The organism is Paraburkholderia bannensis NBRC 103871, from assembly GCF_000685015.1.
Taxonomy (GTDB): domain Bacteria; phylum Pseudomonadota; class Gammaproteobacteria; order Burkholderiales; family Burkholderiaceae; genus Paraburkholderia; species Paraburkholderia bannensis.
In genome coordinates this window covers 1-23964 of the sequence record NZ_BAYA01000059.1, presented here as the reverse complement: position 1 = coordinate 23964, position 23964 = coordinate 1, and the positions used below count along the sequence as shown (strand labels likewise).

The 23964-nt window shown below is 60.8% G+C and carries 21 protein-coding genes; 10 read left to right on the top strand and 11 right to left on the bottom strand.

Translation table 11 applies throughout. The features are described from left to right. Together BBA01S_RS46495 and BBA01S_RS44810 are read left to right on the top strand one after the other, a co-directional pair. A partial coding sequence (locus BBA01S_RS46495) for a transposase (RefSeq protein ID WP_156966261.1) occupies positions 1–361 on the top strand: 361 nt, incomplete at its 5' end. Between the two features lie 598 nt (positions 362–959). Continuing rightward, positions 960–1769, top strand: coding sequence for a hypothetical protein (locus tag BBA01S_RS44810; protein ID WP_245641727.1), 810 nt, complete (start codon positions 960–962; stop codon positions 1767–1769). Between the two features lie 465 nt (positions 1770–2234). Here the strand turns inward: BBA01S_RS44810 and BBA01S_RS38490 are convergent, their stop codons facing one another. Continuing rightward, complete coding sequence (locus BBA01S_RS38490) at positions 2235–2786, bottom strand: hypothetical protein (protein WP_027821043.1); 552 nt, start codon at positions 2784–2786, stop codon at positions 2235–2237. An 86-nt stretch (positions 2787–2872) separates the two neighbouring features. Next, a complete protein-coding gene (locus BBA01S_RS44805) occupies positions 2873–3865 on the bottom strand; it encodes a hypothetical protein (protein ID WP_042298603.1) in 993 nt (330 codons plus the stop codon). A gap of 830 nt (positions 3866–4695) precedes the next feature. Here BBA01S_RS44805 and BBA01S_RS38480 point away from each other — a divergent pair. Beyond that, positions 4696–5655: a MerR family transcriptional regulator gene (locus tag BBA01S_RS38480; RefSeq protein WP_027821042.1), complete on the top strand. Its 960-nt coding sequence runs from the start codon at positions 4696–4698 to the stop codon at positions 5653–5655. Between the two features lie 45 nt (positions 5656–5700). Continuing rightward, positions 5701–6432 (top strand): GTP cyclohydrolase I, encoded by a 732-nt coding sequence (folE, locus tag BBA01S_RS38475; RefSeq protein ID WP_027821041.1) that lies wholly within the window; start codon positions 5701–5703, stop codon positions 6430–6432. Positions 6433–6538: 106 nt separating this feature from the next. Here the strand turns inward: folE and BBA01S_RS38470 are convergent, their stop codons facing one another. After that, positions 6539–7108, bottom strand: coding sequence for a lipocalin family protein (locus tag BBA01S_RS38470; RefSeq protein WP_027821040.1), 570 nt, complete (start codon positions 7106–7108; stop codon positions 6539–6541). Positions 7109–7181: 73 nt separating this feature from the next. Then, positions 7182–8183: an NAD(P)/FAD-dependent oxidoreductase gene (locus BBA01S_RS44800; protein ID WP_042298601.1), complete on the bottom strand. Its 1002-nt coding sequence runs from the start codon at positions 8181–8183 to the stop codon at positions 7182–7184. A 277-nt stretch (positions 8184–8460) separates the two neighbouring features. On the opposite strand from BBA01S_RS44800, the gene BBA01S_RS38460 reads away from it, so the two are divergent. The 5 genes from BBA01S_RS38460 to BBA01S_RS38445 are packed head-to-tail and all read left to right on the top strand — an operon-like array spanning position 8461 to position 13747. Further along, a complete protein-coding gene (locus tag BBA01S_RS38460; RefSeq protein ID WP_027821039.1) occupies positions 8461–9927 on the top strand; it encodes an FAD-binding domain-containing protein in 1467 nt (488 codons plus the stop codon). Beyond that, on the top strand, positions 9924–10091 hold the full coding sequence (locus BBA01S_RS46490) for a DUF2256 domain-containing protein (protein WP_084162809.1): 168 nt from the start codon (positions 9924–9926) through the stop codon (positions 10089–10091). Before BBA01S_RS38460 ends, BBA01S_RS46490 begins: the two co-directional genes overlap by 4 nt. Next, positions 10058–11632: a cryptochrome/photolyase family protein gene (locus tag BBA01S_RS38455; protein ID WP_042298606.1), complete on the top strand. Its 1575-nt coding sequence runs from the start codon at positions 10058–10060 to the stop codon at positions 11630–11632. Before BBA01S_RS46490 ends, BBA01S_RS38455 begins: the two co-directional genes overlap by 34 nt. After that, positions 11629–12783, top strand: coding sequence for an FAD-binding domain-containing protein (locus tag BBA01S_RS38450; protein WP_245641726.1), 1155 nt, complete (start codon positions 11629–11631; stop codon positions 12781–12783). The genes BBA01S_RS38455 and BBA01S_RS38450 overlap by 4 nt, the downstream gene beginning before the upstream one ends. A 22-nt stretch (positions 12784–12805) precedes the next feature. Then, the gene (locus BBA01S_RS38445; protein ID WP_027821036.1) at positions 12806–13747 is read left to right on the top strand and encodes a TIGR01777 family oxidoreductase; all 942 of its coding nucleotides are present in this window, start codon (positions 12806–12808) and stop codon (positions 13745–13747) included. On the opposite strand, the gene BBA01S_RS44795 is transcribed toward BBA01S_RS38445, so the two are convergent. Together BBA01S_RS44795 and BBA01S_RS46485 are read right to left on the bottom strand one after the other, a co-directional pair. Continuing rightward, positions 13738–14325, bottom strand: a complete 588-nt coding sequence (locus BBA01S_RS44795) for a DUF2878 domain-containing protein (RefSeq protein WP_042298599.1) — start codon at positions 14323–14325, stop codon at positions 13738–13740. The genes BBA01S_RS38445 and BBA01S_RS44795 overlap by 10 nt on opposite strands. A gap of 605 nt (positions 14326–14930) precedes the next feature. Then, the gene (locus BBA01S_RS46485; protein ID WP_245641725.1) at positions 14931–15359 is read right to left on the bottom strand and encodes a hypothetical protein; all 429 of its coding nucleotides are present in this window, start codon (positions 15357–15359) and stop codon (positions 14931–14933) included. Between the two features lie 183 nt (positions 15360–15542). Between BBA01S_RS46485 and BBA01S_RS38425 the strand changes: the two genes are divergently transcribed. Then, positions 15543–17258: a site-specific integrase gene (locus BBA01S_RS38425; protein ID WP_027821034.1), complete on the top strand. Its 1716-nt coding sequence runs from the start codon at positions 15543–15545 to the stop codon at positions 17256–17258. Between the two features lie 569 nt (positions 17259–17827). Here BBA01S_RS38425 and BBA01S_RS38420 read toward each other — a convergent pair. The 5 genes from BBA01S_RS38420 to BBA01S_RS47935 form a co-directional block, all read right to left on the bottom strand. Beyond that, positions 17828–19282, bottom strand: coding sequence for a TolC family protein (locus BBA01S_RS38420; protein ID WP_042298598.1), 1455 nt, complete (start codon positions 19280–19282; stop codon positions 17828–17830). Then, complete coding sequence (locus BBA01S_RS38415; protein ID WP_027821032.1) at positions 19272–20690, bottom strand: HlyD family type I secretion periplasmic adaptor subunit; 1419 nt, start codon at positions 20688–20690, stop codon at positions 19272–19274. Before BBA01S_RS38415 ends, BBA01S_RS38420 begins: the two co-directional genes overlap by 11 nt. Positions 20691–20695: 5 nt before the next feature. Next, the gene (locus BBA01S_RS44790) at positions 20696–22834 is read right to left on the bottom strand and encodes a type I secretion system permease/ATPase (RefSeq protein ID WP_084162808.1); all 2139 of its coding nucleotides are present in this window, start codon (positions 22832–22834) and stop codon (positions 20696–20698) included. A gap of 49 nt (positions 22835–22883) precedes the next feature. Beyond that, a complete protein-coding gene (locus BBA01S_RS45610) occupies positions 22884–23699 on the bottom strand; it encodes a sulfotransferase family protein (RefSeq protein WP_167336092.1) in 816 nt (271 codons plus the stop codon). 78 nt (positions 23700–23777) lie between these two features. Beyond that, positions 23778–23964 (bottom strand): hypothetical protein (locus BBA01S_RS47935; RefSeq protein ID WP_042298597.1); only part of this gene is annotated, 187 nt, incomplete at its 5' end.

Sequence of the window (23964 nt, the reverse complement as noted above, 5' to 3'; positions counted from 1 at the left end):
CGCCAATCTGCTGGAACTGCGAACGTACTGGAGCAGCGCTTGCCCGAAGTGCCCGATGAAAAGCCAGTGCACGCCTGCAGACTACCGACGCATTCGAAGATGGGAGCACGAGGCAGTGCTTGAGGCAATGCAGTCAAGACTGGATCGCCAGCTTGACGCCATGACGATACGACGCCGGACGGTCGAGCACGTGTTCGGCACACTCAAATACTGGATGGGCTCAACCCACTTCCAGACTCGCGGTTTGGGCCATGTTGCGGCTGAAATGAGTTTGCACGTGCTGGCATACAACCTCAAGCGAGTCATCAGGATCCTCGGATTCGCAAAGACGATGCGAGCGATGAGGCTGGCAGGCGCGTGAATGCGCGCGCCGACGCTGTTTGCCCGTAAAACGTGATCACTTCATCTGCCTGCACCTCGGCCGAAAGCAACTGCGCGACTTACTGGGCGTCACCGGTCGGCCATTCTGCGCGTTTTTACACACCCTCGGCCGACTAGCGCCTGACGCAGCGTCAGAGAACTGCCACTGACGGCGGCATCCACTCGGCGACATCGTCATAAAAGTACAGCCCCGTCGCTAATCGGCGATTAGCGAAATAGCTGCGTTTTTCAACGAAACTGCAAACACGCTGATCGAGCCGCCGGAACTCCTCCCTGCCTCACTGCGGGGCGAAGTGTCGTATTTAATACGGACTGAGCTGAAGTGACGTTTTTATTGCGCTTGGAGTGCAAGCAAAAACGTCACTTTTGCAGGGTAAAGCGCCGTCTGGTAGGAATCGCGCCAGTGACACTTCATTGCGTCCTACGCATGCGAAAGCGATTTTTTCCTGCCGACAGGAATTCACGACATCTGATAACTGCGGCTATCTACTGGACTCTGCATTTTGCTTGGCAGATTCAGGGCGAGATGCGAGACTTCGCGGGAACGCCCGCCCGGCAAGGGTTTGCGTGCCTACCGAATGCTCGATCAGAACCTCGCGCAGGGAGCGATGCTGATGACACCCCCTACCATCGACGCCACCGATCCCGACGCCCTCATGAAGGAACTGTTCGATGACGACGGATGGGTCAAGGACCAGTTTCGCGAGCATCTGGGCGACCGGATCCACGAACTGTGCAACGTGCTCGCTGACTGCTTCGTGCTGATGGGCAAACTCAACGACGCCGCCAAGGCCGTCGAAACGGTTCGCACCGCGCTGGTCGGCGCGTTCGTGTTCGGCGTGCTGGACGATCTGCTAACGTCTACAAAGCTGCTGCTGACTGGCAAGTTTCCGGCGTCGGGCAACCTCATGCGTCAGGTCATTGAGGGCATTGCCATCTCGGTTCTCTGTGCAGCGGAGATGCCCGTCATCCTCAAGCGTAAGAATAAAAACTCCAAGGCTGTGACGGCTATCTACTGGGAATGCTTCAACAACAGCCACGACCTGACCCGGGGCTTTCTTGCTATCGATCAGCTCGAATGGAATGCGGAGACGCTAGGAGTCTTCTCGGTCGCAGTGGTGCAGCTTCAGGAGCGCAAGAGCTATTACAACGCGTTCAGCCATTGCGGGACAGCGACGATTACCAACCGGATTTCGCTGGAGGGACCAGCGCTGTTTCATCTTGGCGGCCACTTCGATGACGCCAAGCTAGCCACCTACCGGGCTGAGCTGGAGAGCCGGATCAACCTATGCCGCGTCTTGCCCCAGTTTATCCGGCACTTGCTCTGCTCCGTCTCGTCTCCCGACGCGAAGCCGGTCGTGAAAGCCATACCCCCGGAGCCAGTATGAAAGCAGGCACTCTCCGGCTGGGAGATATTCCTCGCGCGAGCAGCTCGGAGCGTTGTCAAGCATTAGCCCATTCCACCGACGCCGCCCGCGATACATGCTTTGTGCCCGGATAGATCTTCCCCGTGCACAGCCAATGGCTCGAAGTTGCTCCGTGAGGCGCGCAGTCATGTTGCGACCGCATATATCGAACATCGGGGCCACGCCAGCCGCGGCGCACTGAAATGAATCCGGCCCGCGTTGCGCCTCAACGGCCAGCGGCGGGCGAAAAAAAACCACCCGGTGGGTGGTTTTCGTCAGGTCTTGGCCGGGTTAGCCGTTCGCCGCGATCGAACGCGGATTTCGCATCGATAGACTGGCTCCAACGGCTCACTCTGTACCGTGCCGTTCGCAAAAGCCGTCTTCGTGCGCTCGATAAGAAGGGCCAGACCACGCTTTTGCAACGCGATGACTCGAGGGCGAAGCCTGTTAGATGCGTTCAAAGCCATAAAATCCCCCCTCTTCGTCGGCGGGCTGCGCCACACAATGGAACGCGACCCTAGTTTTCGCATGCACGTCAAAACGGCGTGACATCCTATTATAGAGCGAGTCGAGTTCTTTACACTGCGGCATATAGAAATACTGCGGCACATCCGGGAAGGTCTCAGCGTGGCGAACCAGCGCCTCGGAGAGAATGTCCATGAACTGCCAGATCATCTCCGGATCCGGCAAGGGCCACGCCTTCGGGTTGAACATACTCTCTTTGTCCGCCTCGATGCGCAGGAATTTCACGAGACGCGCACCGGGCGCCGGCACCATTCCAACGTGCCACGACTGCGCTGTCTGCTCAAGCAGCGCCTGATCGCCGCCTGCGTAGACCAGCACGTCGGCGAAGAAAACCACAAAGCGCGTGCCACCGAAGTCGATTCCCGTCGCCTCGAGCGCGGGATCAATCGTCAGGGGCGGCGTCAATACAATGCCGTCGCTCGGCGGCTCGGGAAACAGCCGCGCCACGAGCTCGGGTGTCACGTTTTCAATCATTTTATCCGCCGTTCTGCATTCAGCCGTTTTGTCGCGATTGCCGGGTGTGCGGCGCGCTTGCGCCGCGCACCGTCGGTGCTATCCAATTAGCTAAGGTCCAGGCGCTCGCTCACGCTGCGCACGAACAACCTCTGCATCTCAGCGATGGACACCGGATTCTCGCGTTCGGGAATGCCGTTCGAGTAAAGGTCTGCGGTCCATACGCCGCCCGTGAAGCGACCACGATGTACCTTCGTCGCCGGGTTAAGGTCGAAAAGCCCGCCGCGCTCGGGATCAACCTTACGACCGGGTTTCTGCGGAATATCGAAGACCAGATCGAGCGCACCGGCCATCTGTTTCGCCATATGACCGAGCGAGAGCTCCACGCGCCACGCACGCTCGTCGTACCGGTCGGGGCGGAAGATCTGGCAACGTACCCACGGGTCTGCTGCCGGCGCGATTGCCCGAGCAAGCGCTGCGCGCACCGAACCCAGACTGCGCGAGTCATCCGTCTGCCCCGGTTCCGGCTGAATGAACACGCTGCCGCGCCATTGGCCGTCTACCATCGCAGCGCGCAACAGATCCTTGCCATTGCGGTCACGCGTCACCGCGTATTTACCGTCGTCGACCTTGAACTCGTGCGCCGAAGCAATGCTGACGCTCCTAGAAAAGTCGGTCGGCACAAAGAATTCGGCCGCAACGGGCGAGTTCTTCGGACTGGGCATCTTGACGCGAGCTTCGTAAGCGCGATCGGTATAGCGGTGTGCGGCTTCCCGGCCGGCCGAATAGCGCTCGAGTTCGATCGAGAGTTTCAGGCCCTGCACTGCCAGACCTGCAACGGCAGCCATGCCCGGATCCCCCGACAGTTCGGCGAGACGCTCAACGAAACGCAGCGTGCCAAACGATTCTTTCGGGTAGACCACGCCAGCGTCGAGCGCAGCGATAATCGATGCGTGTTTCGGCTGATCGTAGCCGCGTGCCAATGCTTCAGCGACGTGAGCTTGCTTGACGGGGAGATTGACGGCCGTAGCCGAATGGATCGCGAGCACGAGTGCTCGGAAGTCGGCGCGAGAGCGCACGACGGAATTCCGCCGGTTCATGATGAACACTCCAAAAACGTTAGCCCCGCGTATCAACCGTTTAGCCGCGGAACCCATTTCTGGCGGTTCACATGGACAGGGGAAAAACTTGCGACGTTGTCGCAACTCGATGAGCCGGTTGTAACTCGGGCCGAGAACGCCCTGGCGAAAAGCCAGTAATTACTCTACCCTGGCCTTTCAGAATTGCATAGGCGGTTTCGATTCGTTTTGTCGTGCTCGCTGCGCGGTCGTCGACGCCCCCTACCCCCAAGATCACGTTAAGTCGGCGGATGGTCACAGCGTCGGTTGACCCGGACAGAACATCTGCTGCGTGAGCGCCCGCGGCGGCCCATGTTTAACGGGCTGAACGTTCGCAAACAAGATCGATGGATAATGTTTGCGAACATCTTCAAGTCTGATAATTGTTAGTATCAGACTTGATTTTGATGAAAAAGCCGGATGTTAGACGGCGTAGCGAGACATTCAAACGTTCTCGCAGACGAAAATGCGATCTTTACGGATTATGACAACATCCACAAAACTTTCACGTCTCCCGTTTTTCCGGCGGCCCCATATAGACCGGAGCTTGTCAGCCACGGACGGGGCATCGGGAAGTCCCATGTTCGACCTTCGGGCACGGTGCCTTGCTGGCGTGATCAGTTTCGCCAATACGGTCATTAGAGACCGCTATGGCTCTTCAGAACACGCTCGACAGCCCCGTAAGGAAAGGCGCATCGCGGCCTGATTCAAGGAAAGTCGTGACGATGAGTTAGAACTTTTTGCCACATCTCGACTTTATGAGTTAGGATGTAGCATCAAATTGAGTCGCAATGAAAGTGGGAGGGTGCGCCGTGAGCAAAGAAGATGCGACAAGTCGTCGATACAGGAGCGGCGAGGCGGCGAAGTTGGCGCGCATGCCTGCAGCGACGCTGCGCATCTGGGAACAGCGCTACGGCGTCATCTCTCCGCCGACCAGCGCAGCCGGCCAGCGGCTTTATTCCGATGAGGATGTGGACCGCCTGCGGCTGCTCAAGGCGCTGGTTGGCCGCGGCCATGCGATTGGGTCGATTGCGCGCCTCGAAGGTGCCGCGCTTCAAACGCTGCTGACCAGCAAGGCGAAAGACCAACCCGGTACGACACCCGAGAGCGGCGCAGGCGCGGTGACGATCGTTGCAGTCGGCCTTGGCGAGTTGGAGGCCAATGAATGCGACGTGGCATGTTTTGAATCGTTAGACGCCGTGCTCAACAGCAACGCCTTCGCAACCGGCCTGATCGCGTGCGTGGCTTCGCTCTACCCTGAAACGGTTGGCCAGCTTGCCGAAGCCGCGACGCGCATAGGCGCGAGCGAGGTCATGGTGGTGTTCGCGTTCGGTACTCAGGAGGCGACACAACTCGCCGCACTGCAGGGTATGACGCTCAAGAAGCGCCCGGATGGTCTGCTGCGTGCGGGCGAAGTGCTCGCCGAGTTCGCGACCTTCTTGCGACAACGCAATCTGGACGAAGCCAGCGCCCGGAGCCTCTGGCTGCGGGCGCCGCGACGCTTTGGCGACGCCACACTCGCCCGACTGGCCCAACTGTCCACCGCGATCGCCTGTGAATGCCCGAAGCATCTGGCTGAACTGGTGATCCAGTTGTCCGCCTTCGAGGACTACAGCAACCAATGTCTGTCACGTTCGCCCGCCGACGCGTTGCTGCACCGGCACCTGGGCGACGCCGCCAACCGGGCCGTGCGCATGTTCGAAGACGCGCTTGCCGAAGTCGCGAGGCAGGAAGGCTGGGACGTGATGGAGCCGCCCTCGCAGGCCTCGTGAGCGACTCACGAATCTGATCCCGACTCCACTCAACAGGATAACGCTATGGGCGCCGTAATCGACTCACAGGCCGTCATCGACACCGAGGTCGTCGAAGGCGCGCCTCTATCGCAGATCATTCGTCAGCGTCTGCGCCGTGCGGGGCACCGTTTTCACGCAAACGACAATATCGCCGCACATCTGCGCGAGGGCGAACTAGATGCCTTGCAGCATGAAGTTGCAGGCCACCTCGAAAGCGCGCTGCGCGCCCTCGTGATCGACGTCGACGCCGACCACAACACGCGTGACACGGCACAGCGGGTTGCCAGGATGTTTGTGCGAGAGGTGTTCGTAGGGCGTTACGAGGCTGCGCCTCCGGTCACGGAATTCCCGAATATCGAGCAACTGAACGAACTCATGGTGATCGGGCCGCTGCGCGTACGCAGCGCCTGCTCACACCACCTTTGCCCGATCATGGGGCACGCGTGGATCGGCATGCTCCCGAACGCGCATTCGAATTTACCGGGGCTATCCAAGTACTCGCGTCTTCTGAACTGGGTCATGGCGCGACCTCAGATTCAGGAGGAGGCCGTCAAGCAGATCGCCGACCTGCTCGAACGCAGGATCGGCCCCGACGGCCTCGCGGTCGTTATCGAGGCCGACCACTACTGCATGCACTGGCGAGGCACGAAAGACGATGGTGCGAAAATGACGAGTAGCGTCATGCGTGGACGTTTCCTCGAAGACGCCGCACTGCGCCGCGAATTCCTCTATCTGTTGGGCACAAAGGGAAAGTAGGATCAACCGGCAACTAACCCGCCGAGGCCTCGCACAACTCAGGGTGTAACTGGAGTCATGACCCAGGCACCCTGCCGTGACGGCGGCGCCTCCCGCCACCCACCCATCACCCCGGCTGCGCAGTACGACGGAGCAGCGACGTGTCATAACCCAGCGCGGCAACCCGCTTGTAAAGCGTTTCGGTTAGAGAGTCGGAAGGACGTCCAACGCGCGTCAATATCCAGAGAAACCGCCCGGACGGTTCTCCGACGATGGACCAGGAGTAGTCATCGGCGTGATCGAGGACCCAGTAATCGCCTACGAAAAATGGGCCCCAGAAAGACACTTTCAACTTCGCGCCGCCACTGTCCGGCACGACTTTAGCCCGACCCAGCGACTCGCGTGCGGCCCCATCCGGCGAGCCGACCCGGCAAGTGTTTTTTACCCCGATGTAACCGTCATCGCGCCGAGAGTACTCGGCCGTCACGCCTTCACAGCCACGCTCGAAGCGATTGTCGTAGCGGGCCAGTTCATACCAGCGCCCAAGGTATTGATCGAGTTCCACCGTCCTGGCAGGCGCAGGCACGTTTTCGTTGCCTCTTGGTCCGCCTGCAAACGCGGCGCATCCCGCAAGCGCGGCGCCTGCGGCAACCAGAATGACCCACGGTCCATAAGAGCGAAGCAAGCCAGTTTTCATTGTGTTCACACCCTGAAGTATTTGAGTTCATCTCTGTGCGGTGAAGTCGGACGCACACTGCATCGGGCACCGATCAAGCCGCACCGCGCGCCAGACACGACTGTACCGCCAGCCCCAGACTCCACCCGCTCAGCCACGCGCCTTCCACCCGACCTGAGCTGCACCAGTCCCCGCACAGACCAATCCGCTCCAGGTCCCGCCAGACGTACCCGCGCGATGCCGGGCCGGACTCGATCACCGCCTCCGCATCGCGCCAGAGATACGCCGCCGACGCGTCGGGAAACCCGGCGCCGAACGCGACGAACGCCGGCATCAATGCCTCTGTCACGGCTTCGGGACTGGAATCAAGATGCCGGTCGCTCCACTCGGCGCTTGCGTGTAGAACCCAGGTTCCCTCGTCGCGGCGGCCCGGTTTGGCGCCATCGTTCGCCATCCAGCGCAGCGGGCCGCCGTTCACGAATGCAGCCTCGAAGCCCAACTCCAGCGGCGTCCGATAGCGGAGCATCAACGCCCAGCACGGACGCATGCTCGCGCGGTCGGCCACGACGGAAAGCGCGGGCGATGCCTCATGCAGCAATTCGCGAGCCTCGCCTGGCGGCACAGCCAGCACGACCGCATCGAAGAGAGCGGGGTACCGACCGTTTTCCCGCGTGGTCAACTGCCATTTGCCGTCGACTTTCGCGAGCGCGCATACCGTCCGTCCGGTTTCGACACGCAGCCCCGTGACCGTTGTTGAAAAGACGGCATCCATATAGGGAGTGCCGACAAACCGGCCTATGTCGGCGACCGGTTGAGCGACGCCGGCGGCGTCGAAGGCAACGAAGCGGCCCCGCCACGGCGCAGCAAGGCCCGCCTCGCACCAACCCTTCACGACATTGGCGAAATTCGCGTCTCGCGCCGTGAAGAACGCGGCGCCGTGGTCGCAGTGCAACCCGCCAGCGTGCCATGTGCGCATGCGCCCTCCCACGTCTGCATTGCGCTCGAAGATCACGACTTCCTGACCGGCGTCCGTCAGGCGCTGCGCGCAGGTCACGCCAGCCATCCCTGCGCCCACTATCGCCACACGGTGAGTCATGTGCGCTCCTTAAAGTCGGAAGCCTTGCTCTCCAATGTGACGGATACAGCCAAAAGCGATTCCAAATTACACCTCATTCCGAGTCACTACACTGACTCACACACAGTATTTTAGGCGAGCAAAAGAAAAAAATCGTGTCAACCACGCTCAAATGAGTTTATATTAAGACTCATGATGAGCGGAGATTTTTCATGCCCTTTTTCGTAGCGTTCCTGCGCCCACAATCCTCAGGCGCGAACCGTCACGCTCGAATCGACCACCGGCTAGCCGGCCAGCCATGGCGCGCGCGCTAGTCTGGTTCAAGCGCGACCTGCGCATTCATGACCATGCGCCGCTCGCGGCTGCGGCGGCCAGCGAGGACGGTTTCGCGCTCGTGGTAATCGAGCCTGAGTGGCTCGCCAGCCCCGAATGCGATCCGCAGCACGTCGCTTACCTAGGCGCTTGCGTCGACTCACTGTCGGCAGCACTCGCTGAATCAGGTCTGCCCTTGCTGATCCGCGTGGGCCCGATGCCCGAGGTGCTTGAGGCGCTGCATCGCGAAACCGGCTTCACGCACCTGTTCAGCCACGAAGAGACCGGGCCGTTGTGGAGCTACGCGCGCGATCGCCGGGTCGCCCAGTGGTGCCGCGAGCGCGGCGTCGCCTGGGAGGAGCATGCGCAGACCGGCGTGGTTCGCGGCCTTCGTTCGCGCGACGGCTGGGCACGGCGCTGGCAAGTGCGCATGAATGGGGCGCTCGTGCATCCCAAGGCGCCGCGCGGGGTCACCGGGCTCAGCCGCGGTACGTTTCCGTCGCTGCACGAGTTGGGGCTGCCCGCGGCGCGAGCGCTTGCGCCGGCCGGTGAGGAAGCTGCGTGGGCGACACTGGACGATTTTCTCCACCGGCGAGGTCGTTGCTATCGGGCTGAGCTTTCGAGTCCGCTCACGGCAGAGCGGGCATGTTCGCGACTTTCCGCGCATCTGGCGTTCGGGACCCTCTCGATGCGACAGGTTCATCAGGCGACGGAGGCACGCATCCGCGCATTGCAAGGCAGCCGCGACGTCACCGCCAGCCAGTTCGCGTGGCATCTTCGCGGCTTCTCAGGACGATTGCGCTGGCATTGCCACTTCATCCAAAAGCTTGAGAGCGAGCCGGAGATCGAGCGGCTCAATCTCGCCAGAACAGCTGACGGACTGCGCGAGAGTGAATTCAACCGGGATTACTTCGATGCATGGCGCGAGGGGCGCACCGGGTATCCGATGGTGGATGCCTGCATGCGTCAGCTCATCGCCACGGGCTGGCTGAACTTCCGCATGCGGGCCATGCTCGTGAGCTTCGCGGCCTATCACCTGTGGCTGCACTGGCGCGAGCCCGGTCTGCATCTCGCACGCCAGTTTCTCGACTTCGAGCCCGGCATTCACTGGAGCCAGATGCAGATGCAGTCCGGGACGACCGGCATCAATACGCTGCGCATCTATTCGCCTGCCCGACAGGCCTTCAATCACGATCCCACCGGCAACTACGTGCGACGGTGGGTGCCCGAGTACGGAACCGCACACTATCCTGCGCCGATCGTGGATGAACGGGCGGCACTTGCCCGCGCGAAAGACCGGATGTTTGCACTGCGCCGAACTATCGCAGCACGTGAGGAGGCCGAAGCAATCCAGCAGCGGCACGGTTCGCGCCGAAGCGGCCTCGCCCAGAGCGGCAAACGCCGCCGCCAGGCGCCCCGGCCCTCCTCCGGGCAAATGGAGTTGTTCAAATGAGCGAATCCAACGGCTTCAAGGGCAACAAGGCCGGACTGCCGTGCAAGCCATGTGCAGTCTGCGGCCGGGCGATGACATGGCGGCGGGCGTGGGCGAGGAACTGGGCCGACGTGCGCTATTGTTCGAACGCATGCCGGCGCCGCCGGCAACGGGCGCGAAAATGACACGCCGCCTCGTGCTTGTGCTGGGCGACCAGCTCGATCCCGATGCGAGCGCCTTCGACGATTTCGACCCGGCGCGCGATGCCGTCTGGATGGCCGAAGTGGCCGAGGAGTCCACCCACGTCTGGTCGAGCAAGCCGCGCATTGCCTGTTTCCTCGCGGCAATGCGGCACTTCGCCGTGACGCTGGCGCGCGCGGGCCGCACGGTTCACTACACACGCCTCGATGACAGGTCCAATCGGGGCACCCTTGCCGCCGAACTCCTCGCCGCCATCGACCGCCTGGCACCCGAATCGCTGGTGATGACTGCGCCCGGCGATTATCGTGTCCTTGGCGCGTTGCGCGAAACAGCGGCAGCACGAGGGCTGGCGCTTGACGTGCGCGAGGATCGCCATTTCTTGTGCACGGTGCGCGAATTTGCTGCCCACGCGCGTGGGCGCAAGCAGTTGCGGCTCGAATTCTTTTATCGTGAGTTACGCAAGCGTCATGCGATCCTCATGGATGGCGAAGAGCCGTGCGGCGGCCGCTGGAACTTCGATGACGAGAATCGCAACGCTTTCGCCCGTACTGGTCCGGCCGGGCTGCCCGAGTTGCCGCGCTTCGAACCCGACACCCTCACGCGCGAAGTCCTTGCGCTGGTCGAACAACGCTTCGCCGAACATCCAGGGGAGCTTGCGACCTTCGCCTGGCCCGTCACGCGAGACCAGGCCTTGCAGGCGCTTGAACGATTTGTCGCGCAACGCCTTCCTTCTTTCGGCCGCTGGCAGGACGCACTCTGGCCCGGCGAGCCGTGGCTATGGCATTCCCAGTTGTCGGCCGCGCTCAACCTGAAACTGCTCGCGCCCCGCGAAGTCGTGGGCGCCGCTCAAACAGCCTGGATCGAAGGACGCGCGCCACTCGAAAGCGTCGAGGGTTTCGTCCGCCAGATCCTTGGGTGGCGCGAGTACGTACGCGGCATCTACTGGACACAGATGCCGCGCTACATCGAAAGCAACGCGCTCGACGCTCAACTGCCGCTGCCAGACTTCTACTGGAGCGGGCACACGCCGATGGCCTGTCTCGCCGACGCGATCGGGCAGACGCTCAAACATGGCTACGCCCACCACATCCAGCGCCTGATGGTGACGGGGCTCTATGCGCTGCTGCTGGGCGTCAACCCGCGCGCGGTACACGCCTGGTATCTCGCCGTGTATGTGGACGCCGTCGAGTGGGTCGAACTTCCCAACACGCTCGGTATGAGCCAGGCAGCCGATGGCGGCCTGATGGCGAGCAAACCGTACATCGCGAGCGGCCGCTATATCGAGCGGATGAGCGCAGGCAGCCTGTGCGGCCGTTGCAGGTTCCGGCCGGCCGAGCGCACGGGCGAACACGCTTGTCCGTTCACCACGCTGTATTGGGATTTCTTGATGCGCCACGAAGCGCTGCTGGCCGCCAACCCGCGCATGACGATGCAGGTGCGCAATCTCGCGCGGGTCGGCGCCGATGAGCGCATGCGCATCACGGCGCGGGCCGCCTCGATTCGCGCGGGAGCCTTGACGCAGTGACCGACGTGGACACTCTAGAACTCACGCCACAGGCGGCGATGGCCAGATTGCGGGCCATACGCCCCGCGGACTACGCCAGTTCATGCAACCACCTGGACGGCGCCGTGACGCGGCTCTCTCCCTATCTCACCCATGGCGTGCTGAGCGTGGCCGCCGTGATCCGCTATCTGCGCACGGCATACGGCCTTGAGCAGAATCACAAACTGGTGTTCGAACTGGGCTGGCGCGAATTCTATCGCTATCTGTGGTTGCGCGAGCGCGAGGCAATTGAGCGCTCGCTGCATGCCGGCCCCCTGCCGGATCGCGAATATGTGTCCGCAGTCCCCGAAGACGTGCTGGAGGCGCGCACCGGGCTTGCCGTGATCGACCGCGCTGTGAGCACCTTGTACGAAACCGGCTGGCTGCATAACCATGCACGTCTATGGCTGGCCTCCTATCTCGTCCATCTGCGCAGGGTGCACTGGAGCGCCGGGGCAGAGTGGATGCTGGCTTATCTCGTCGATGGAGATCTCGCCAGCAATCATCTCTCATGGCAGTGGGTAGCGGGAACGGCAAGCCGGAAGCCTTATCTGTTCAACGCCGAAAACGTACGGCGATTCGCACCACAGGCGTGGCACGTCGACGGCACACCGCTCGACATCGATTACGCCACCCTCGACGCCATCGCCGCAGGCCGGGCGCCATGGCCACACACTGCGATCCCCGGACGCCGCACCGGCGTAGAGCCGCCGGCCCTCTGGCCGTCGCCGCCGGGAGACAGCTTCTCACCAGCCCGCGCCCACGACATTGCAAGCCGCGACATCTGGCTCGTGAATCCGTGGACGCTTGCCGATCCACCACCAGGCCGCATCCCGGTGGCGGTGTGCGATGCGCACTATCACAGCCGTCGGCCATGGAGCACGCGACGTTGGCATTGCGTCGCCGCGCGCATGGCGCAGGTCGCCAGCGTCCGATGGTTCGACGGGGCAGAGTCCATCGTGGACACGTTGCGTCAGGCACGCTCGGTGGACGGGATTTGGGATCCGCATCTCGGACGCGCTTTCGATAGTTTCTCACTGCGTGCGGCGCCACGTGCTTTCACCGATCCCGACCGCGATTGCCATTCGTTCTCGGCCTGGTGGTCGCGGGTCCGGCTCAGCGATATCGCCTGAGAATTCAAACGGAGCTGCAGCCATGCCTGTCACCGTTCTCATCACCGGCGCCACCGGCTTCATCGGCCGGAACCTTGCGGCTGCCTTATCTCGCGACGGCTGCACGATCATCGCGCTGTCGCGGCACGCCAAAGACGCACGCGCGGTGCTTGGCGCACATGTGCGAGTTATTGAAGACCTCCGGGAGGTGATGGAAGACGAACCTGTCGATGCCTGCGTGCACCTCGCCGGCGCGCGCGTAATCGGGCCCCCGTGGACGCCGGGACGACGTCAGACGCTCATCAATAGCCGCACCCATATAACACACGCATTGATTGAGCTGATGCGCCGACTGACGCGGCCGCCTCGTGTATTCGTCAGCGCATCGGCTGTCGGCTGGTATGGCTGCCCGGACGAGCAAGGCAATGCGCCTTGCGACGAATCCTCGCCAGGCACGCCCGGTCAGTTTCAGTCCGATCTGTGTGCAGTGATCGAAAAGACCGCCATGCAAGCGGAAGGACTCGGCACGCGCGTGGCGCGCATGCGGTTCGGCGTCGTGCTGGGCAACGACGGTGGTGCATGGCCGATGCAGGCCGCGATGGCGCGTCTGGGCCTCGCAACCGTGCTCGGTTCCGGCCGCCAATATTTTCCGTGGGTTCACATCGCCGATGCGGTGGGTCTTATCCGCTTCGCCATCGAAAACGAACGGATCAGCGGACCGGTCAACGTGGTTGCACCCGCCAGCAGCACGCAAGCGGAATTCGCAGAAAGTCTGGCACAGTCCTTCGGACAACGCGTCCGGCTCCGGCTTCCAGAGGCACCTGCCCGGCTGTGTCTTGGGGAAATGGCCGACCTGCTTTTCAAGGGCCGCCTCGTCGAGCCGCGCGTTGCGTTGACATCCGGATACGAGTTCGCATGGCCAGGCCTGCATCGCACGCTCGCCGATCTCGCGATACGGAAGAGTCACGGCACCCGCTACGTCTGAGCGTCCGACGGCTCCGGCGGCCCCGCTACACCATCCCAGCGGCTGGCAACCCACACCGCCGCCGGCATGAGTACGGCCCAACCGGCAGCTAACGCGCAAATTGCCGCCTCCGGGTGGGCGAAGCGCACAGCACCCAGCGCCGCGCCTGCGCGGAACGACATTGGCCCGCCCACGGCCCCCAGGGCGGCAGCAAGCCACCATCGCCCCCGCAACCAGGTAAACACCACGTTGAGCTGTATCGCGAAGAGCGCCCAGAGCGCGGCGATCCACAACGGCGCATGCACCGTACCGATTGCGTGGCCCGGGTATGCAAGCCAGCCTGTCTGCGCCACCAGACTGTCCCACGTCCACCCGACCATCGTCACAAGTGCAACGATTCGAGCCTCGTCCAAGGGCTTGGCTGCGCGTAGCAGGTGCCAGCTCAACAACACTGCCGCGCAGACCAATGCGGGAACCGCGCTCCCGCGCGCGCCGCCATAGACCGCTACAAACCACGCCGCCTGGCACGTTGCAAAATACTGTGCGGCGAGTCCTTTGCCCCGTCTTCCTTGAAAGCGAACGCCCGACGAGATCGACATCGGCACAAGCTCCTGACTGATTCCTGAATGATAAATGGCAGAGCGCGCCCTGCATGGCCAGTCCATGCCCGGAGCTATTTATCGCGCACGGTTTCGATGCACGGGCGCAGTTTCGTCGCAATACGCAGCTCTATCGCTAACACCTAATACCTGCTAGCAACTCGGGCAGACATTATCGAGGCGAGTTTTGATTGCATGCCTGATTGGCGATGCGCAACGTGATCATCGAAGATTTGAACATTGGCATTGGCGGTGTTCGCGCTCGCGTCGCCTGCAGACTGTGAAGTCGCAGTACAGCACATTTTTCCGCGGTAACACAATCATGCTCACGACGGACGCTTATCGACTCGGATGCGGCTCGTGCGCACGATGCCCGAGTTCACGCTGGCGGCCATCCCGATCATCGTCCGATGTGAAAGCTGATGCAGTCCGGACGTGAAATTCGTACCGGCCCCACAAAGCAGCGCGGATCAGCTACTTAGAAACCTGTCGCGGCTCATCGCATCCTTGATCCAGCTCGCCCCCCGCCGTTGGCAGGACCAAGTTGCCCCCGCCGTCAATTCTCTGCGTCTCGGTGGCGCGGCACTTCCGGCGATATTCCTTGGCTACGCCGCCCGCACCACAAATGAACGGCTAGAAAAAAAGTCCCTGCTGTCGCTCATCGCGCAGGGGCGGAAGCGAGACCTTTGCTCGGCGTGCCGTACGACGGCGCGCGAGAGACGGCGCACGTGGGCCACGAGCTCGGCCCGGACGCCCTCCGCGACCAGCACCAATGAATACAGTTGCAGGCCGGCAGGCCCGGCTTCAGGTCGAGCGCGCAACGACATGCGCAGGGCAACGCGCCGCGCGCGATCAAGCAGCTGCGCGCGGCTCATGCCAGGCCAGCAGGCCGCGACGAGGGCGGCGACGGGCGGCGGAAGCGATTCGGGGGCGCAGCCGGCGGGCAGTGCGAGGGCAACGAGTTCGAAGCGGACGGCCATATCGTGAAGGAGATGCTGTTCTGACGTCCCGGAAAGATCCGGCAACGTACCCATCCTGGCATCAATCCCGCTGTGCGGCAAACCCGATGCGCCGCCGGCTTCACGCTACGCGCGGAATCTGGCTGGAGTCGGCTCAGTGCCGTGGAACAAATTTTTCTGAAAACGTGCCATCGAATCGCGCTATTAAGATAACTATTCTTATCATAAGTTGTGTATTTATCGAGTAAACTCGGGTGTATGAAAACGCGTCACACCTCCCTGCCTGCTCCGGCTGATCCCGTTGTTCACGAACCGACCGGGTTTCCCGATGCCGCCGAACTCGCCGTGCTCCGCGCCTGGTACGCGGGCGTGGCCGTGCGGCCCGCGGTCGAGCGCTACCTGCCTTCGGCACTGGGTAACGGAAAATCGGCCCGCGGCGTACTCGGGCGCATCCGGCGCCGGCTGGTGTCGCTGGCGCGCGCCGCACATCGGGACGATCTGGCCGCCCTGTTCGATCATCCCGCGGACCAGCGCGCACAGCACGCGAAGGCGGTCGCCCAGGCCATCGATGCTCTGCGTACCGTCCGGCCGCCCGAGCCGCAGATCGCCGACGAGATCGCGCAGTGGTTCGCCCCGCGCGCCGTGCGGGTACTGCAGGCGTATGGCATCGCGACGCTTGCCGATCTGACCGTGCGCATTCCGCGCCGCCGCCAGTGGTGGATGCTCGTGCCAGGGCTCGGTGCGGCCAGCGCCCGCGCCATCGAGGCCTTTTTCGCGGCGTGGCCCGCACTCACCGAAAAGGCACGCGCGCTGATCGTGGCCAGCCGGCAAAGTCCCATCGTGCCGTGGGAGTCGATCAGCCTGCCGCACGAGGTCGATGGTTCCGAAGGCACATTCCGCGCGCCCGCCGCCACGTGCACGCTCGATGCGGCCAACGACTATGAGGCCGTGCAGACCTGGCTTTCGCTGCACGAGTCGCCCGCGACGCAGCGCACCTACCGCAAGGAAGCGGAACGGCTGATCCTGTGGGCGATCGTCGAGCGCGGCCGGGCGCTGTCTTCGCTGACTACCGAAGATGCCATCGCGTATCGCGCCTTCCTGCGCCATCCCTCGCCCCACGCCCGCTGGGTCGGCCCGGTCCGCCCACGGTCCTCGCCCGACTGGCGGCCGTTCAACGGGAGTCTTTCGCCCCGGTCGGTCGCCCACGCGCTGTCGATCCTGGGCGCCCTGTTCCGCTGGCTCATCGAGCAGCGCTACGTGCTGGCCAACCCGTTCGCGGGCGTGAAGGTGCGCGATGCGTCGGGTTCCAATGTGCTCGACGTCTCGCATGCGTTCACCGAAGGGGAATGGGCGCTCGTGCGCACGATCGCGGATGGACTGGAATGGGCGTCTGGGTGGTCGGGACCCGCAGCGCAGCGACTGCGCTTTTTGCTCGATTTTGGCTATGCGACCGGACTTCGTGCAAGCGAACTCGTCGGCGCCACGCTCGGCCACATCGAAACCGATCCGCGTGGCGACCACTGGCTGCGGGTGACAGGCAAGGGAAAGAAGCTGGCGCGCGTGGCTCTGCCGCCGCTTGCGTGGGATGCACTCGCGCGCTATCTGGCCGAACGCGGGCTACCGGTCACGCAGCTGCACTGGAAACCGCCAACGCCAGTGATCGGCAGCCTGGACGCGGATTGTGTTGACACCATCAGCAGCGCGCGCCTGTGGATGGTGATGCGCCGCTTCTTCCTGCTGGCCGCGAAGGCGATTGAGGCTGATCACGCCCCACTTGCCGGGAAACTACGTTGCGCAAGTCCGCACTGGATGCGGCATACGCATGCGACGCATGCGCTCGGGCGCGGCGCAGAACTCACCACGGTACGCGACAACCTGCGGCACGCTTCGGTTTCCACAACTTCGATCTATCTGCACAGCGACGAAGTGAAACGGGCGCGGCAGATTGGAGATGCGTTCGCGAGCCGCAAATGACTCTATACGATTCGGAGAGTCGGCCATGAGCGGACGGAGCCTGGCTAATAGTGAATGTATGCTGGAGGATTGACTACGGCCACGCCCATCCCCTCGCACGCACTACTGCGTTTTTATGAGTCTCCGTTCGTTTGGGTCGGTGGCGATCTAGGGCGTGCTTTCCAATGGCACGCGAGCGACGTGCCAAAGCTCGAAAAGGCTGGCACACCAGGTACTCGATGCAGGCACTCTTTGTTAAAAAAATGGGGTAACGCCGCTCATACAGGGAGATCGCGAAAAGCGCGCGGTACGAAGGTTACAGGATTGGTTTGCACGCAAACTCGCCTGCACAGGCTTCCTGATGCGTCGTTCGCCGTAAAGACCTCAGGCAAAGAGCGGGAGATGTATGGAGCCGCGGGTATGGTGATGGAATGGTGAAGTTCGAAGCACGTCCATTCGATTACTAGTAGACTGAACGCGACCCGTTTGCGGATGGTCGCGATCGTTAATCTAATCGTCAATTATCTAAGTGGCCGAATAAAGACCAGTGACGACTACGAGCAAATGCGAATTCCAGGTCTCGTGCATTTTCAGCGCGCTCCAAGTGTAGAGATAGAAGACATATCCAAGCGCCCAAGCTTCGAAGCCAAGTCAATGCGGGCGTTGTCCCAGTCTGTCAGCATCTGAATTCTGCGCTCCTTGGCATTAGCCAAGGTTGTCTGCGTATTGAGCAATTCGAGGATGTTGCCAACGCCAACGTTGTAGCGGTGTTCGGCCGCGGTATAGGCTTGCTGAGCGAGCGTCAGCAATGACTTGCTATGGGCTGCGCTCTCGGACGCAGCTTCCAGCGCGTAATAGCTATTCCAAACGTCCAATCCAACCTTGAGTCGGGTTTCCTCAAGTGTGTCTTGCTGCCGCTCCGCCACAGCACGAGCCTGATCAATCTGATAGCTTTTCCCGAACCCTTCGAATAGCGGGATGGAAACCTGAATGCCGATGTAGGCGTCGTGCCCGGTTGACGGGTACGAAGGCAATCCCAGCCCCAAGCTTTGAGGCTGATTGTCCCGATTGTATTTCCCGACGAGACTAATGCTCGGCAATCCCTGTGCCCGAGTTTGGGCAAGCTTGGCGACAGCAGCGTCGTACTGTGCCTGCGCGGCCACGACACTGGGATGCGTACGCTTCACCTCATCAATCAATCGTGCGAGAGACTCGGTGAAGGTCTTGGCAGGAATTACGGTATCCGTGACGTCGGGCAAGTCGACTACGGCGGACGGATCGTAGCCCATGTCTACAGCTAACGTGCCAATCGTCGATTGAGCGTCACTCTGCGCCTTGGCGAGATTCAAGAGCGCCTGCTCATCCTGCGATTGCGCCTGTAATGCATCAGTAATAGGCGCCACCCCGTTGTCGACTTTGGCCTGCGATGCTGTAGCGCTATGCCTCGTCATTACCTCAATTTCTCGAGCTGCATCGAGAGCCGCATGTGCTGCTTGCGCTGCATAGTAATCCTTGGCGACCATAGCAAACGTCGATTGCAGCGTGGCGTTTTGTGTTGCTTGCGCGGCCTCCAGCAACGAGGAGGCATTCTTCAGCGCCGCTTCTCGCCCTCCGAAGTCGTATAGAAGCCAATTTAGAGACACACCTTCAGAGCGAACGGTTGCAGAGTAATTTGAGCTGAGTGCCGGATGAGCCGTGATGTCCGTGACCGAGCTATCCCGAACACCTTGCCAGTTTCCGGTGATGGTCGGCAGGTATGCCGCTCTTGCCACGCCGACCGCCGCGGCCTGACCCTTGACGTCCGCCCACGCCTCTCGGGTTTTGGGATTACGGCACAGAGCACGTTCGACCGCATCTTCTAGTGTCAAAGGGTTGCTCAATGGACCGAATTCGCAGGTGCTATTGGCCGGGACCATGTCGTCGGCCGCATTGACAGGAATCGATTGTTCAGCTCGTAACGGATCAAAGGCATGGACCGTAGGCGAGATGACAGATATCACTCCGGCTGCGGCGATCAACAGCCATGTCGATGGCTTAACGCTCATGCATGCTCTCCTGAACGTCTTCGAGAAGTGGGCCAAGCAGATATTGGGCAACGGTTTGCTTACCCGTCTTGATCTCTGCTTTCACAGTCATGCCAGGCGTCAATGCGATCCAACGGTCATCGATTCGCATCCGATTGGATTTCAGCCGGATGCGAACCGTGAGGGCAAGCCCCAGTTTCTTGTCCTGTACGGCATCGTTGGACAAATCGACCACAGTCCCTTCGAGCATGCCGTAGCGACTGTAGGGGAAGGCATCGAGCTTGACCGCTGCACGCTGGCCAACCTTCAGGAAACCCACGTCTTTGTTTTCGACAGTAGCCTCGACTTCAACTGCATCATCCGGAACGATTTCCATCAACGCCTGAGCGGTTGTGACGACGCCACCCAGCGTGTGCGTAGCGAGTTGCTGAACCGTCCCGCTGACTGGGGATGTCAAGCTAAGCAGAGCTTGCCGGGTATGCGCCTTGGTTTCGTCGTTCGTGCTCTGCCTCAACTGTTCGGTACCCTTCTCCAAATCATCGAGTTGCTCCCGGCGGAACTGTGAGACCGTCTGCGCAATGTCCGCTCGCTGCTCCGCTATGCCCGCTGTCAGTTCGTGCGCATTGCTGCGCTGTGCCGCTAGTTCGTGCTCCTGGTTCAACGCGGTCTGTTCCTTGTCGAGGTAGTCGTTCTTTGCGACATACTTGTCGGCAGACAGTGCCTTGTAGTCATCCGCTTGGGTCCGAGCAAGAGGTGCTGTGGCGGCCAGCTTGGCGATTTCTTGCCGGGTACTGTCAAGTTCGGCCTCCCGTTTTGCGAGTTCGGCCCATGCCGAATTCAGCTTGTCTTCATACTCCCGATATGAGCCATCAACGAGATGTTGTGCTTCTTCCTGACGCTCAGGAGAGGCACCGTCGACCCTGGCGACCTCCGGCTCTCTATGCACTTGCAGTGCAGTCAACAGCGCTTGCGATCGAGCGATAACGAACGCCGCATCCAGCTTGGACGATTTCGCATTGTCTTCATCTGCGGCCGCTTGAGTCGTGTCGAGCTTCACAAGGAGATCCCCGGCCTTCATTCGCTGACCATCCTGAACAGCTATCTCCCTGACCACGCCCGTAATCGCCGGCTGAATGATTTTCACCTTTGCGTTTGGAACGAGCTTCCCGCTCGCGGTCGCGACAATGTCGAGTTTTGCAAAGCAGACAATCAAAACAACCGCTGCAGCAAGCAGCATGATCAATCGAGCGGTCCAGCGAGGGGCTGGGTGCACGGGTGTTTCGACCAACTCAAGATGAGCGGGCTGGAAGGCAAGCTCATATTCAAGCTTGGCGGGACCATCGAGCTGATGGCGGATGATCCATGCTGCCGCCCAAACAGATCGATATCGGCGCAAGAGATCAAGAAATGCATGTAAGCGAATCGACATCGCGATCACCCCGCCTGAAGAGACAGCAGGCGGGCGTAGTAACCACCAGTCGACTGCAAGAGATCGTGCGTGCCGCGTTCGACGATGTGTCCTTTATCCATCGCAACGATCTGGTCCGCATGTCGAACCGCGCTAAGGCGGTGGGCGACAATGATCACCGTGCGCCCCGCACAAATTGCTCGCATGTTGTTCTGGATGACTCGCTCAGTCTCGAAATCGAGCGCACTGGTCGCCTCGTCGAAAATGAGGATGCGAGGATTGGACAACAGTGCACGGGCGATGGCGATGCGCTGTCGTTGCCCACCGGAAAGGTTGTTGCCGTGTTCTTCCACGAGCGTGTCGTAGGCTTGCGGGAGTTCGCAAATGAAGTCGTGCGCCCCTGCCAATTTGGCAGCGTGCATGATGGCTGCCATCGGGGCACCAGGATCAGCCAAAGCGATATTTTCTCGGAGCGATCGGTTGAACAGGTAATTTTCTTGTAGCACGACACCAATGTGCCGCCGAAGCCACGCAGGATCAGCGAGCGCTAGGTCGACGCCATCGATACGCACTGTCCCTTGCTCGGGCACATAAAGACGTTGTAGAAGTTTGGTTAGCGTGCTCTTTCCAGATCCTGATCGACCAACGATGCCTGTGACCTGCCCCGCTCGTATGTCCAGCGACACATTGTCCAGAACCGGCTGGCCGTCCGGACGGTATCGGAAGCGTACGTTCTCGAACCGGATGTCGCCCTTGATCGCCGACATTGATTGACTGCTTTTGCGCAGCTCGGTGCGGGTATTCAGGACGTCTCCCAGACGACTCATCGAAATTCCGACTTGCTGGAAATCCTGCCAGAGCTGCGCGAGCCGCAAGACGGGGGCGGCAACGCGCTGCGACATCATGTTGAACGCAATGAGTTCACCGATCGTCAGCTTGCCGTCGATCACGAACTTGGCGCCCAGCAGAAGTGTTCCCAACGAGACGAGTTTGCCGATGTATTGGATCAACTGCTGGCCGACGTTACCTAGTTGCGTGACACGAAAGCCTGACGCCACATACGCTGCGAGTTGCATCTCCCATTTCTTGGCGAACTGCGGTTCGACCGACATCGACTTCACCGTTTCGACGCCCGACACGGTTTCGACGAGGAACGACTGATTGTCGGCACCTCGTGCGAATTTCTCGTTGAGTCTGCGACGCAAGACCGGAACGATGGAAGCGGACACGCCAGCGTAGATCGGCAGGGAGAGCACGACCACGATCGTGAGCCATACGCTGTAGAAACACATGACGGCAATGAACACGGTCGAGAAGAACAGGTCTATGACGGCGGTCAGTGCCTGACCTGTCAGAAAATTTCGAATGTTTTCGAGTTCTCGAACTCTGGCGATTGTATCTCCCACACGGCGTACACCGAAGTACGCCAGCGGCAAAGCGATGAGATGCTTAAACAGGCGAGCGCCGAGTTCCACATCGATCCGGTTCGTCGTGTGTGAAAAGATATACGTTCGCAAGCCTGTTAGAGCCACCTCGAAGGTCGAGCTGAGAAAAAGGGTGATCCCAACGACGGCCAGCGTATTGTAGGTGTGATTGACGAGCACCTTATCCATGATCACCTGGAACATCAGTGGCGTCACGAGACCGAATACCTGCAAGACGAACGATATCGCCAACACCTCCAACAACAGTCTGCGGTACTTGACGACGGCCGGGATAAACCACGAAAAATCAAACTTCGCCAGTTCGCCAGTGAGGGAAGCTCGGGAGGTGAAAAGAAGCATGCGTCCCGTCGAGCGATGGGTTACCTCCTCCAGCGAATGGAGCGCAGGCTGGGTTGCATTGGCTTCGAACGTGAGCACTGACTGTCCGTCACGACGCGCAATGATGAAGTGCTGGCCGTCTTTGTCGAGGCACAGCGCCGGCAGTGGCGACTTATCTAGTCGATCAATCCGTAGCGGCACAATGCGGGCCTTCAAACCGATCGAGCGGGCACACAGGATCAACATGTCGGCATCGAACGGTCGATCGCCTTGAGCTGCAGCGTGGCGAAGTTGAGCGGCATCCGTAGCGATACCGTGGAATCGTGCAATGGTGACCAGGCAACTCAGTGCCGAGTCAACCGGAGCGTGTGCAAATTCTGCTTTTTTTTCAGGGGCGTTCACCTGCTATACCTCAATCGAAATCCGACCGGTTCATTGACAAGGTCGTCATTCATAGCAACGTTACCTTTCTCGTGTTGAGGTCTGGCTTTTCCCAAAAGCTGGTTCCAGCGTATTTAGCGAAGAGGTCTGGTGGAATACAGGGCTTCCGGGATTGGTACTCAACTTTGCTCCGTACCTTGTGCAAACCAGGCATCCCAAGATGAGAGTCGTAATCGGGTTCGTCGTAGACCACGTTTTCGAAGTCATGCTCAAACCACGGCTCACCGATTTCATGATAGAGCGATTTCAAGATCTTCTCGGGTTCCCGCACCAATCGCTCGTAAGAAACGAGAATGAGACGCCTCGCCTCTGCGCCAAACCATGCCTCACGAAGTGTGCTCCAGGGATGCCCGATCAAGCCACGCTCCGTCTCCATCAAGGATTCTGCACGTGCATAGACGGAACTACCCGGCTGAAAATTAAACATCCTAGATAGTTGGAGTGGATTTTTTGCCAGCATTGCCTCCACACTATCGATAATCCACCCGACTTCACGTACACAACAGATAATGCGTGCCTGAGGATATAAAGCAGCGAGCAACGATGCTCGACCAGTCCATGTTCGATTAGTATCAAAGACAACCTGGTCGGCGGTAACGCCTAGATAGTAGGATTCAAATACTCCTCGAAGAATATTTGCTCGCTTATTATCATCGAAGAATGTACTGAACTCTCCGCCGCACATCTTTCCGTGAATCGCTCCACAAAGCATGGCGACGGGACTCGTCATCGCAGCGGAGAAACGGGGATTCTGACGCAGTAAAGCGCAGAGCAACGTCGACCCCGAGCGCGGCAGCCCCGAAATTAAATGCAACTTTTCGATCATTTGAGATCTTATATTTAGATTTCCGAACCCCAAGCTTCCCAGGCGACAAAGCGTCATCGCCTGCGGACTTGGAGTTAGCTAGTGGGCCCCGGCAATCAACTGGACATGCTGCGACGCCTGTTCCGCCGCAGCGACCGAAGTACTACTCGCTGACGATACAGGAACGTGACTCGCCATCGCCTGAATCAACGCTGCGGTCTGATCTGAGGAGCCATACAGCGCCTGAATTGCGTTGATATCGGTCTGGTCAAGTGATCTGTTGGAC